The sequence below is a fragment of the Terriglobia bacterium genome, from assembly GCA_032252755.1.
Classification (GTDB): Bacteria; Acidobacteriota; Terriglobia; order Terriglobales; family Acidobacteriaceae; genus JAVUPY01.
Genome location: JAVUPY010000015.1, coordinates 19368 through 33194 on the forward strand (window position 1 = coordinate 19368; position 13827 = coordinate 33194).

General features: G+C 55.7%; 7 protein-coding genes. 5 read left to right on the plus strand and 2 right to left on the minus strand.

Features of this window, described 5'->3' with window-relative positions:
* Positions 1-1422 carry a PLP-dependent aminotransferase family protein gene (locus ROO76_02535; GenBank protein MDT8067022.1) on the minus strand — a complete coding sequence of 474 codons (1422 nt, stop codon included), beginning with the start codon at positions 1420-1422 and terminating at the stop codon, positions 1-3.
* A gap of 188 nt (positions 1423-1610) precedes the next feature.
* On the opposite strand from ROO76_02535, the gene ROO76_02540 reads away from it, so the two are divergent.
* From ROO76_02540 to ROO76_02555, 4 genes are all read left to right on the plus strand, one after another.
* On the plus strand, positions 1611-3254 hold the full coding sequence (locus ROO76_02540) for an amidohydrolase (protein MDT8067023.1): 1644 nt from the start codon (positions 1611-1613) through the stop codon (positions 3252-3254).
* Between the two features lie 44 nt (positions 3255-3298).
* Positions 3299-4684: an amino acid permease gene (locus ROO76_02545; protein MDT8067024.1), complete on the plus strand. Its 1386-nt coding sequence runs from the start codon at positions 3299-3301 to the stop codon at positions 4682-4684.
* Between the two features lie 273 nt (positions 4685-4957).
* Entirely contained in the window at positions 4958-8161 is a 3204-nt protein-coding gene (locus ROO76_02550) for a carboxypeptidase regulatory-like domain-containing protein (GenBank protein ID MDT8067025.1), read from the plus strand.
* Between the two features lie 86 nt (positions 8162-8247).
* Positions 8248-10359 carry a prolyl oligopeptidase family serine peptidase gene (locus ROO76_02555; GenBank protein ID MDT8067026.1) on the plus strand — a complete coding sequence of 704 codons (2112 nt, stop codon included), beginning with the start codon at positions 8248-8250 and terminating at the stop codon, positions 10357-10359.
* On the opposite strand, the gene ROO76_02560 is transcribed toward ROO76_02555, so the two are convergent.
* Entirely contained in the window at positions 10346-11566 is a 1221-nt protein-coding gene (locus ROO76_02560) for a PepSY-associated TM helix domain-containing protein (GenBank protein ID MDT8067027.1), read from the minus strand. The genes ROO76_02555 and ROO76_02560 overlap by 14 nt on opposite strands.
* Before the next feature lie 344 nt (positions 11567-11910).
* Here ROO76_02560 and ROO76_02565 point away from each other — a divergent pair, with 344 nt between their 5' ends.
* Entirely contained in the window at positions 11911-13827 is a 1917-nt protein-coding gene (locus ROO76_02565; protein ID MDT8067028.1) for a sialidase family protein, read from the plus strand.

The following is a 13827-nucleotide window of genomic DNA, read 5'->3' on the forward strand; positions in this document are numbered from 1 at the left end:
CTAAGAGACGGAGCGCAATACCTTCGTCATTCGGTCAAATGACGAACGGATTGTGTTGGCGTCAAAGGCTGTGAACCCGAAGATCAGTCCGGGGTCCCCATGCTTGATCGAGTAATGTGAAATGGGTGGGACATCGAATTCGGCTGCACGTAATTTTTCCGACCACTTCGCGTCGTCTGTTCCCGGCGGAAGATGCCCGATCAGGTTCATTCCACCATCGACATGGCGGAAGTCGAATGGGAGATCCGATTTTCGAAACATGTCGAGAAACATCGATTGACGCTCTGCATAAACTCGACGGCATCGCCGAATGTGAGAAAAGAAGGCGCCGCTTTCGAGAAATACTGCGAGCGTCGCCTGATCGACGAGTGGCAGATGATCATCAATCAGGTGCTTTATCTCTTCGAAGGCATCCAGCAGTTTCTCCGGTACGACAACGTATCCCAGGCGCAGGGACGGGAATAGCAGCTTACTGAACGTTCCCACGTAGATGACCCGGTTATTCCGATCGAGGCTTTGGAGACTGGGGAGCGGCTGCGCGTGATACCGCAGTTCGGAATCATAATCGTCCTCAATGATCCAGGTTCGGGTGCGCGCGGCGAAGTCGATCCAGGCCAGTCGTCGTGGGAGAGACATCGAGATCCCGGTCGGGAACTGTCGCGAAGGGGTCATATAGGCCAGTGAAAACTCATCCATGTGTCCCGTCGGCAGCGTCAGCCCTTCTTCGTCGACGACGCCGGGGTGAATTCGTGCACCGGCGCTGTGCCACGCCAACCGTGCCTCCACATATCCGGGGTCCTCGAGATAGACGCGGTCTCCGGAGTTGAGAAGTATCTTAGCCAGAATGAACAGTGCCTGTTGTGACCCCGAGGTGATGACAACCTGACGCCAGTCGCACTGAACGCCTCTGCTGTCGCGAAGGTAAGAAGCGAGCGTCTCGCGCAATGCCGGCACTCCTGAGATGCAGGCCGCCTGGTAATGCAGTAGCGCTCGCCCCTGGTGCCGAAGGACTCGCCCGCGGAAACGGTTCCAGATTGGAAGTGGAAAGAGATTGACGTCCGGCTGACACGGCCGAAAGGGAGCGGGCAATCGCATCGCCGCGGGACGGGGTTGCCGTCTCTGAGGGGCTGCCTTTGCTTTTTCAGGCCATTTCGAATGTGGGGACAGCAGGATCGATGGACTTATGAAGACTCCCGATCTGGCCTGAACCTCCAGGTATCCCTCTGCTTCCAAACGATCATAGGCATATACCACCGTATTCCGAGATAGCTTCAATTCGTGTGCGAGTTCGCGCGAGGACGGCATTGCCTCACCGGGCGACAAGCGGCCCTGCTGGACGTACTGTTTGATCTGGCGCACTAGTTGCTCTTGCAGCGTCAGCTTCGCGTCGCGGTCCAGCCAAATGCCTTCCAATATCCGCATAAGCCACCCTCTTCTGGACCCATCGTATCACTGACTTCTGGCTCTTTACCCCATCCACGCATTGACGCGACCATTACCGCGACCGTATACCATTAGTCCCGCTATCAGAACGACAATGTGAATTGCGACTCACGAGCACTGAAGTTCTAAGGTGGACGAAGACATTAGTTCGCGACTTTGGAGAGCGCATGGGAAAACAAAACGCTGGCGTTGACCTCATCTTGACCGGCGGCAGGATCTGGACGGAAAACCCCGCACAACCAGAAGTTGAAGCCATTGCGATTTCCGGCAGCAAGATCGTCGCAGTTGGAAGTGGTGCGGATATCGATGGGTTGCGAAGTGGGAGTACGCGGGTGATCCAACTGCACGGACGGCGCGTGGTCCCTGGATTCAACGATGCGCATGTGCACTTTTACTACGGTGGAGCCTCGCTTACGAGCGTGCAACTCCGGTCGGCAAAGAGTAAGGAAGAATTTCGCGACCGCATCGCCAAGTTCGCACAAGGAATCGCCAAAGGAGAGTGGATCCTGCTGGGTGAGTGGGATCCGCAGGCTTGGACGCCGCCGGGCCTGCCGACGCACGAACTGATCGACGACGTTACCCCGGACAATCCCGTATTCGTGAATCAAGTGGACGCCCACACGATGCTGGCGAATTCCGTGGCCATGAAGCTGGGCAGGGTGGATCGAAACACTCCCGACATGGCTGGCGGAGTCATCGGGCGACATCCAGATGGCAGGCCCAATGGCATCTTCATCGATTCCGCCAAGAGCCTGATCGAACGAGCGATTCCACCGCTCACGATCCGGCAGATGATGACCTCGTTGCAGGCAGCACAAGCGCACGCGTTTCGGTTTGGCGTGACCAGCGTTCAGGACATGGGATTCGTCGTACCGATTATCCAGCAGCGGACCATCGATCTGTTTCAGTCTTACCAGCGACTACATAAGAATGGTGATCTCAAGATTCGTGTAGCTCTGCACACTCCATTACCACTGTGGAAAATATTGGCGAACATTGGGGTCCTTGCGGCATTCGGTAACGAAACCCTGCAGATAGGCGGTCTGAAAGGGTTCGCAGATGGATCGCTTGGCTCCAGCACCGCCTGGTTTCTTCAACCCTATACCGACAATCCCGAAAATTGCGGCGGACCTAGCGATGAATTGACTGATCCGAACGGAATGTACGCGACGATGCTCGGGGGCGATTCGGCCGGCTTGCAGTTGGCAATTCATGCCATCGGTGATCGCGGGATCAAGATGATCCTGGATTTCTTCGAAAGGATCGAGTCGTCGAACGGACCGCGTGATCGGAGATTCCGGATCGAGCATGCCCAGCATGTCCATCCGCCCGACTTCGCCCGCTTCTCGAAGATGCGCGTAGTTGCCTCCATGCAGCCATACCACTGCATCGACGATGGCCGTTGGGCCTGTGGCCGGATCGGTGCTGAACGGGCTAAGGGGGCATGGCCAACGCGGTCGCTGCTGGACGCAGGTGTCCGCCTGGCTTTTGGCTCAGACTGGTGGGTAGCGCCAATTGATCCGCTTGCCGGGATCCACGCAGCGACAACGCGCAGGCCAATCGACGGGAGTCATCCAGAAGGTTGGGTGCCGGAACAGAAGATCTCCGTCAAAGAGGCGGTACACGCATATACCGTAGGCTCAGCATTCGCCTCCTTCCAGGACCACGTAAAGGGCTCACTCGAGCCCGGTAAGCTCGCTGATATGGCCGTGCTATCGAAAGACATCTTCAATATACCTGCCGAAGACATTGCGCAAGTGAAAGTCGACATGACGATTGCTGGCGGAGAAGTTGTGTTCGACCGTAACTGATACTGCTGGACAAGAGCGTGCGCGGACCCACCGCCGAGGTCAAAATGGAACCGAACCAAGACAAGTCACGCATCCAGGAAACGTCAGGAGCGCTGCTCCGGCAGCTTGGAATGCTGGACTCTGCCGCACTGGTGATGGGCGTCATCATCGGTTCCGGGATCTTCCTCGTGCCCGGGAGTATTGCACGCGAGGTCCCGCCCCTGTCAGCCGTGATTGCGGTATGGCTGGTCGGAGGTTTTCTCAGCGTCCTCGGTGGTTTGGCATTGGCCGAATTGGGCGCGAGCCTTCCGAACGCCGGCGGCCTTTATATATACATTGAGAGGGCCTACGGCCGTTTCGCCGGTTTTGTCTATGGCTGGATGGGGCTGGCCATCATCAACAGCGGAAGTGTCGCAACCATGGCCGTGGGCGCGGGAACTTATGTCGCAAGTGTCGCGCACCTTTCCTTGGTTCAACAGAAGGTCTTCCAGGTTGCGGTTCTCCTGTTCTTCACGACCATTAATTGTCTTGGCGTGACGCTCGGCAAGTGGGTTCAGAACGTTCTTACATCGATCAAATTCGGTGGCCTCCTGGTCATGACGGTCTTCCTGTTCCTGCATGGGCACTGGACGAACCTGACGGGCAGTTTCTGGCCGACTCCAGGACAATTTAAGTTTTCGGCGTTTGGAATAGCGTTGATTGCGGTCCTTTGGGCCTACGATGGCTGGCATACGTTGTCATTCGTGGCAGGCGAGGTTAAGAACCCGACTCGAAACATTCCGGCGAGCCTTATCTTGGGCACTCTCGCGTGCATGAGCATCTACGTACTCGCCAACGTCGCTTATTATTCGGTGTTGAACCCCGCCGCAATTCGTTCCAGTGATCACGTTGCGGCTATCGCGGTCTCTACGGCGTGGGGCAGCAAAGCCGCAATGGTTCTGACCGTACTGATTTCTCTTTCGATCCTCGGAGCCATCAACGGTTCGACCTTCGCTACGCCGCGCGCGACACTCGCCATGGCGAATGACGGACTCTTCTTCCGAGTATTCGGGCGCGTTAACAAGAAATATCACACGCCGGTGACCGCACTGATCGCGCATGGGATTTGGGCGGCGATTCTCACGCTGCTGGGAACCTTCCAGGAACTGTTTACTGCGGTGATTTTCACGGCGTGGATCTTCTATGGCCTATCGGTGCTGGCCGTCATTGTACTCAGGGTGAGAGAACCACAGCTTCCGCGTCCGTATCGCTGTCCGTGGTATCCGATCGCACCGTCGCTTTTTGTCTGTGCTACTCTCTGGATCGTGGGGAACACGATCATCTCTGACTTCAAGCACGCGCTTTCAGGACTCATTCTGCTCGCCCTTTCAATACCGTTGTATTGGTTCTTCAAGTTGTTGGATCGGAATAGAAACACGCGCCTCGACCAACGTGCCAGTTCTACCAGTTAAGCACTGCTCCCCTTAACTCTGCCGCGAAGTTTCCTCCGTAGCCAATGAAAATCGAGACAGACTGTAAGAATAGCTTTTCGCATTTTCGGTTTGAGAATTCGGTGTCGCCAACTCGGAAACAGTCGCGTGCTCTGGACCCATCATCGCGTCAACTTCTGGCTCTTTACCGATGCCAACCCGGGTGTAGGATTCCCGCAATCCCCATTCAGGGCCCACGCGTGGTGTGGAGCTTTCGAACTCTGTTAACCCAGTTGTCAGTGCACAGGAGGAGAAGTGAAGCGATCCGCCGAATTACTCTCACTATTGCTGTTTCTATTCGTGTGTTTGTGCTTGCCTCCGGTGCTGTTGGGACAGACTGAGACCGGAAGCATCGCAGGCCAGGTCCGAGATCCCCAGGGAGCGGCTGTTCCCGGTGCGGATGTGAAGATCACCAATACCGCTACGGGTGTTACGGTTGCAGCGAAGACGAATGGAACTGGAAACTACTACTTTCCCAGTCTTCGTCCCAGCAATTACAAGATCTCGGTAACAGCAGCGGGTTTCAAGGAGAGCGTGTTGAATGTGGAAGTGCACGTGCAGGATCGGCTCTCGGAGAATATATCGCTTGCGCTCGGGGCAAGTTCGGAGACGGTGAACGTCAATGCATCGGCCCAAGAGGTTGACACATCCAGTTCCGTCTCCACCGAAGTTTCACGTTCCTTCATCGAGAACATGCCATTGAACGGACGTAGCTTCCAGGCACTCATCGACCTCACTCCTGGAAGCGTCACGGCGAAGTCTTATTACAGTGGCATCGGCCAGTTTAGCGTCGATGGCCAGCGCACAGACGCGAACTACTTCTCGATCGACGGCGTGAGTGCCAACGTGGGCATCACGCAGGGCAGCAACGTATATCTCGGCGCAGCCGGCGCCGGCGCCGCCCAGGCGACCAGCAACAACGGCGGCTACAACAACATGGTGTCTGTGGACGCGCTGCAGGAATACAAGATCCAAACGTCGACGTTTGCCCCGGAATACGGCCGGACCCCCGGCGCACAACTCTCGATTGTGACCAAGTCGGGAACCAACAACCTGCACGGAAGCCTTTTTGAGTACCTCCGAAATGATGTGTTCGATTCGAGGGACTACTTCGCCCGGGTGAATCATCTCGCTAAGCCGGCCGAAAAGCAGAACGACTTCGGCGGAACCCTGGGTGGCCCGATCATCAAGAACAAGCTGTTCTTCTTCTTCTCGTATGAAGGATTGCGGCTGAGGGTACCATTTACGCGCACCGAAATCGTTCCGTCCACCTACGCTCGGCAGAACGCCATTGCGGCGGTTCAGCCATTGTTTAACGCCTATCCGTTGCCTACGAAAAATGATGTGCCGGGTGTTTACACGGCGGATGCCATCATGACGTTCTCCAATCCCTCCACCCTCAATGCAACGAGTCTGAGGCTGGACTACAACGTCACACCCAAGCTAACCGTCTTCCTTAGGGGAGACGACGGTCCATCGAACGGTTCGCAACATGGAGCGTTTGACTTCTATTCAAGATCAACGCTGAGCACTACGATTTCGAACGTTGCAACGATTACGGGCGGCGCTACCTACGTATTTAACAACCGCCTGGTGAACGATCTTCGCGTCAACTTGAGCCAGGCGAAGGGTGCGACTGTGGTTACGCCCACGGACTTTGCCGGTGCAGTGGCGCCATCGGATGCTTATCTGTTCTCGACCAATCCCAACTACAACATCAAGAACTCCGTGTTCAGCCTCTATATGTTCGACGGAAGCACGGGGTGGTATGTCGGCAACGACGCGACAAACCATCAGCGGCAGTTCAACATCGTTGACTCCGTTAGCTTTTCCAAAGCCAATCACAACATGAAGTTCGGCGTGGATTACCGCCGTCTGTCTCCAACCAATGGGTATCGTCCGTGGGATATCGGCTATGTCGCGACCTCTTTCGCGGACCTCGCTCAAGGCAATATCTACTACGCCTCGATCGACGGGTACGATACTTCAGAGCTTCGGCCGATATTTACCAATCTCTCTTTCTACGCGCAGGATGACTGGAGGGCAACCAGCAGGCTGACTTTTACCTATGGGCTCCGCTGGGACTATGACCCGCCGCCATCGGAAAATAGCGGGCACCCGTTTTATACCGTGCTCAATCTGAACGATCCGGCTAATGTTCAAGTAGCCCCGAAGGGGACCCCTCTGTGGCAGCCGAACAAGAAGAACTTCGCCCCGCGGCTCGGTGTCGCCTACACGGTACGGAATACTGCCGGAAGGGAACTGGTTCTCCGTGGCGGCTGGGGACTCTTCTACGGATTGGGCAATCAGCAGGGAGCACAGGGAACCTTGGGCTTCCCTTACGGACGGACGAAGTATCTATATGGAGTCAGCAGCGGCTTCGGAACGTACACATTCCCGATCAGTCCGGCCGATGGCACAGCACCTCCGTTCACAGATACTCCTGTGTCGGCCTTCATGTTCGCGTTTGATCCGCATCTGAAGGATCCGAGAGTGTATCAGTGGAATGTGACGGCTGAGCAATCACTCGGGTCATCGCGCTCTTTGACGGTCAGCTACGTAGGAAACAAGAGTAACGATTTGCTTCGCCGGGAAATGTTAACTCCCGACATGGGCGGAAATGCAGCCTTCAGCTACTTGGACGTGGTCACAAATGACGGCTGGTCTAACTACAATGCTTTGCAAACCCAGTTTAGGCAGCGCCCATGGCAGGGACTTCAAGTCATCGCTTCCTATACCTGGTCGCATGCGATCGACAACGGGTCAAGCGTTAATCTTCCGAATCCCTACTATACGGTTTACAGTCCTAACCTCGATCGGGGCAATTCCGATTTCGACATGCGGCACAACTTCTCTGCCGCAGTAAGCTATGACATACCTACCGCCCAGCGAAGTGCACTGCTGAAGGGCCTGACCAGCGGCTGGGCAATCGACAGTCTGTTCCGGGCGAACTCATCGGTTCCCGTAAACGTCACCACGGGTGTGCTTCCCGCCTTCGGTCTGTGGTGGAACGCAGATGCCGGAAACCAGCGACCGAACATCGTCCCCGGGCAGCCTTTCTATCTCCATGGTTCCCAGTATCCGGGCGGCAAGATATTCAATGCGGCGGCATTTTCAACGCCTTCGGATTCCTTCACGCAGGGCGACCTGCCTCGCAATAAACTGCGTGGCTTCGGCGCCTGGCAGGAGGACATGGCGGTTCGCCGGACCTTCAAGCTGACCGAAAGACTGAACCTGTTGTTCCGTGCGGAAGCGTTCAACCTCTTCAATCACTCGAACTTTGGTGATCCGGGTGCGCAGTCGGATGGCACCAACCATCTCAACAGCCCGAATTTCGGTTATTCAACGCAGGTTCTTTCTAACAGCTTGGGGACAGGTGGTGCCGATGGTGGATTCAGCAGTCTCTACCAGATTGGCGCGCCGAGATCCCTGCAGTTCGCGTTGAAACTTCAGTTCTAACTCCCCCCGGAAGGAGCGTACGGTAAACTTTGCCGCACGCTCCTTGGTTTTTGGACGGTATTCCTGCTCTCCCCTGGAGGTACGGCTTGAACCGCTCATGCCTGAAATCGTATTTCTGGAAATCATTTTTGGTTTTCACATGCGTGTTGGCGGCGCTGTGTTCGGCCCAGGTCGCGACGCTATCCGCTCCGCCCAAGTCGGTCGCAGAAGACACCAAGGACACTATTCATAGCGTTGTCGTCTCCGATCCCTACCAGTGGCTCGAGGACTCGTCGAGTCCGGAGACGCGCTCATGGATCAAGCACGAACAGGCGTACACGGCCTCACTGTTGGACCATCGCTCTGACCTTCCCGGCCTTCGCAAGGATGTTCTTCAGCTCTCCAACATCGAACAACCACAACGTGTTATCTACCGCGCCGGCCGATATTTCGTTTTGAAGAAGGATCCCGGCCATCAAATCCCGGCTCTCTACGTGCAGGACGCCAAGACGGGAAAAGAAGAATTGTTGATTGATCCCAGCACTTGGAGCGCAGATCATTCCGACACGATCGATCTGCTGAACGTCTCTAAAGATGGGAAACTGGTCGCATACGCCGTCCGGCGCGGTGGCCGTGACCAGGTCAGCATCCATTTCTTCCAAATGGACTCTCGCAAAGACCTGCCTGATGTCCTTCCCGAGGCACGTTATATCTATTGGAGCCTGCCGATGATGCCGGACGAGTCTGCATTCTTCTACATCAAGATGGATGGCGGGCCACGCCTGTATGAACACAAGTTTGGTGGACCAGCGGGATCTGACCAATTGATCTTTGGCTCCAATCTCGGTCCAGAGATGATCATGCTCGCGAACGTCTCGGAAGATGGCGCCACGCTACTCATCAGCGTGCTTCACGGTGCCTCGGGTCCAATCGACCTCTATGTGAAGGATCTGAAAAACGCCTCCCCCACAAAGCCGGTAGTCAGCGGTATAAATGCGCAGTTCATGGCTCAAGCGGAAGCGGGACATTTGTATATCCAGACCAACTGGAAAGCGCCTTTCGGGAGAGTCATGGTAGCCGACCTCCAACAACCGGAGGTCGAGCATTGGCGCACCCTTATTCCGGAGGGCAAGGATGCGATTGAGACAATCGACGCGGTTGATGGCAAACTGCTCGTGAATTACATGAAAGACGCGCACTCGGAGCTGCGCATCTTTGACATGAATGGAAAACAGACCGGGGCGATTGCTCTTCCGGGATTGGGTTCGGCGAACACAATCGATGGTGAGTGGGATTCGCCGATCGTCTGCTTCCTTTACTCTTCTTTCCAAACGCCTGCGACAGCATTTTCGTATTCCTTCAAGAGCGGACAGAAGACCGTTATCTCCGCCGCGAAGGTTCCATCGGCTCTTGCCGACATTCAGGTGGAACAGGTCTGGTATTCCTCCAAGGACGGCACTCGCGTCCCAATGTTCATCGCTCACAAAAAAGGTCTTATCAAGAACGGAATGACTCCGGTTCTCTTGCACGGATACGGCGGTTTCGATTGGGCGCAAATGCCAACATTCTCTCCGGAAGAGGCCGTCTGGCTGGAACGAGGGGGAATTTACGCCGAGGCCAATATCCGCGGCGGCGGCGAATTCGGCGAGGAGTGGCACAAGGCCGGATCGGGCGCGCACAAGCAGAACACTTTTGACGACTTCATCGCGGCGGCTCAGTGGCTGGTCGATAACAGCTACACGAAGCCAAGTCGATTGGCGATCCAGGGCATGAGCAATGGCGGCCTGTTGGTGACCGCTTGCCTGACTCAGCGACCTGACTTGTTCGGTGCCGTGATCGGACGCTATCCGCTCATCGACATGGTCCGTTATGAGCGCTTTTCCATCGCGCGCTGGTGGACGCCCGAATACGGCTCAGTGAGCGACCCCGCGCAGTTCAAGACGCTCTATTCTTATTCTCCCTACCACCACGTCAAGAAGGGAACGAAATATCCTGCCGTTTTGCTGGTGACGGGAGACGGTGATACGCGTGTCGATCCGTCGCACGCCAGGAAGATGACGGCCATGCTGCAGAACAACACAGCATCCGGGAAGCCCGTCCTGCTGCTTTACGACTCAAAATCCGGGCACTCGGGAACGCTGCCGACGGCTAAGGAAGTCGAGCAGACGAGTCTCGAACTGGCGTTTCTATTCTGGCAATTGGGAGTCACTTCGCAATAGATCCCGTGGGCTCTTCAGGGATCAACTTCGGGGCGGAGATTGGCTGAGTCGCTGGACTCTTCAAGTTCCGCCACTTCTTTTTCAGGACGCGGTTCCACCACATGATCAATCCAGTGATCGCCAGTAGTGCAGGGGAGAGTCCGATAACGAACCACAGAAACTTGATGGACTGCCCGCCAAAGTCTCCGAAATGAATGGAGTAGACCGCAAGAGAAAGCTTCTCTCCGGCCGTGAGCTTTCTTGTGCTGATATCCGACAGTATCTCCAGTGTAGCCGGGTCGAACGACACGACATCCTCCATCATCACCAGCGGCCGTTCCGGATCTCGCGAAAGAAATACCTTCACGACACCGCCGTCGCGCGCGGTGTTCATGTAGAAGTAGGCGAGTTGTGCATCGGGGTATAGCTGCTGAGCTTTGCCGATATACGCATCGGGGTCGTGGATTCCCTCGGAAGTGCGCCACTGCGACGGCTTCTCCTGCATATGGGCCATGGAAGAGAAGAATGCGATCCCGCGCGCGAATGGCTGGGGAAAGATGAAATAAGCCCCCGTAATTCCCCACATGCCCACAAGCAGCAGGGTCCAGAAACCGAACGCACTGTGCAGGTCCCAGTTGACTCGCGCCCAACGCGCGCTCCATTTAATGTTCAGTGCGCGCTTCCAATTCTTTCTGCCCGGCCACCACAGAACGATGCCTGTGATCGACATTAACGTGAGAAGGAAACCGCCGACCCCATTGATAAGAGCTCCGCTCCGGCCACCAGCCAATTCGTTGTGCAAATCTTCGAGGAACTGCAGCACAGGGTGGCGCGCTTGCAGAATCTCTTCTCCGACAATCTTGCGGGAGACGCTGTCGACATACACAATGCGGTCGCGCTCGCCATCCTTAAGGCCAACGGGAACTACGCGCCTATCCAGCGTACGCAGATCGATATTGTCGAGGGGTTCCCCGGGATAGGCTTTTTGAGCAATTGCAACGATGGGATCGAACTTGGCGTCATCGGCGCTGTCGTTCTGGGCGAGTCGCGGCGTGTCATCCTGAAGGTCGCGCTGATAAACAAGAATGCTGCCGCTCAGGCTGATCGCAATCATGTAAGCAGCGACAATCACTCCGGCCCAAAGGTGGACCTGGAATAGCGCTTTGCGCCACCACACCATCTGCGGGCGATCAAGGAAGCCCATAAAACTCTTATTCGCGCTAGTCATGAAGTTCCTGGAGGAGGGATGTGATCTCGAGTTTACAGGAATCCCGCAAGCCGACCCCACGCCAGTCTGACAATGTTCCATCCAGATCATCGATCCGGTAAAGGTCCAGATCCTATGCAGAATTTAGATCCAGGAGCAGGTGCAGTTCTCGCCCTCGCTTATGTCGGTGAGTTGGATCGTGGACCTACACTTGAACTTGAATCTGGACCTTTACATGATCCAGATCAAGCCCCTAGCCTTTCCTGCAAACCTAGTCTGTCGTCAGAAGCAGCATGGAATCGTGGTTTGGTTTAATTCCGTACTGGAAATCTGAAAGAATTGCGTTAAGAAATACCGGGGATGTCATGAAAACATTTCATTCGTTTGCAAACGCCGTCTGCGTCGTATCGATGCTTGCAGGAGTCTCACTTTTGGAACTGTCGGCAATCGCGCAACAAGCGCCTGATTCGACCGGAAGCATGCATGTGGGCGCAAACGTCCATGTAAGTAAGGACTTGGCGGCAGCGCCGCACGGTGAAACCGAGATCGCCGCAAATCCCAACGATGCCAGCCAACTCGTCGCCTGTTCCATGACTTTTCCCAACGATTCGCCCTCCAGCGAAGTCGCGACCTACGTTTCGTTCGATGGTGGAACCACCTGGAAGCTGGCATTGCAAACGAAGGGTGAGGACGGCTACGAGAGCTGGGATCCTGATTGTCGGTTCGGTCCCGGTCACACACTGTATTCGCTTTCCGAGGGCACCGGACCCGACGATAAGGATGGCTACGACCGGGTCGATCGTTCTAATGACGGCGGTAAGACTTGGGAAGCCCCTGCGCGTGTCATTCATGCCGAACGCAGTTTCATCGTCGTGGACAACAGGCCGGGGCCTCACAACGGCTGGGTATATCTGTACGGTATGGGTGAAGACGACAAGAGCATTCGCGTGGGCTATTCGACCGATGGCGGCAAGACGTTCTTCACGCAAGTGGTACCGATGGAAAAGGGATTCCACGATGTAAACGTGGGCCCCGGCGCGATCCTGTCCGATGGCAGCCTGGTAATCCCGATGCCCGTGATGAAGCAGTCTCCAGAAGACTCAGAGCAAGGATTTCGCGTTCGTTTGCCCGCCGAGATTCACCTGGTTCGAGTAACGTTCGAACATCCAAATTGGCCTCTCAAGGTGGAGATGTCGAAGATTGCACCCTGGTTCGCGGATTTCGAGCCGAACGGGAGTTATTACACGAGTCTCGCGGTGGACGAGAGCAATGGTCCTTTTCGCGACCGCATTTATGTCGTCTGGGAAGACCGGTCTTCCGACAGGTCACAGGTGAAATTGTCGTTCTCGACGGACAAAGGGAAGAAATGGTCGCACCCGCGAATTATGGATGACGATATTGCCAGGCAAGTCGGCGACACTATCCGCGGGCCCGATGATATTCACGCTCAAGTCGCTGTCAATCCCCGCGGTGTCGTGGGAGTGATGTGGCTCGATCGGCGCGAATTTCCGGACAATCTCGGATGGGCTGCGCGGTTCCGTGCGTCTTTGGACGGAGGAGAAACATTCATGCCCAGCGTGAAGGCTTCGAACGTCGACTACGATCCGGGCCGCGGCGGGCGCGTTTACCTGTTCGGCGGTAGCGGTGAAAAAGGACCACATTCGACCAACACGCTCTCCATTCCGTGGTTTGTTTTCCATGGCGGCCACACGATGGGGTTAGCTGCCGACGCAAACGGCGGATTCCATCCACTCTGGATCGCCAATCCAACGGGGCTTCCTCAACTTTGGACAACCGACATCACCGTGGATGGCGATGTCGTGAAGAACGGAAGTCCCGAACTGGCTAAATTGGAAGATGCGAGCAAGCTTGTTCGTCTCGAATTCCTAAATCGCTATTACGACATGAAGACCCATTCCGTTGACTTCGAACTCCGGCTCGAAAATGCCAGCAAGGCGACTATTCGCGGGCCACTGAAAGTCAGGGTTCTTGATGCTGGCTCCTATGTGGGCGACGTAACGATCCAGGCAGATGGCAGGGAAAAGAATGTGGAAGGTGCGGTTTGGGATTTCAGTTCACTGTTGCCCCGCAGTGTTTTCCAACCTGGCGACGTGACCAGGCCGATTCATGTGCGCCTGGTTGTTCGTGGTATCGATCCGTTTACCCAGATTGGCCGTTTCACATGGTTCTTGACCCCATTGGCCACACTGACTACAAAAGTGCTCGCCGGATCGATAGAACAGCCGAAAGCAACAGAAACGCAGAAGAATCCGGAGGAGTAA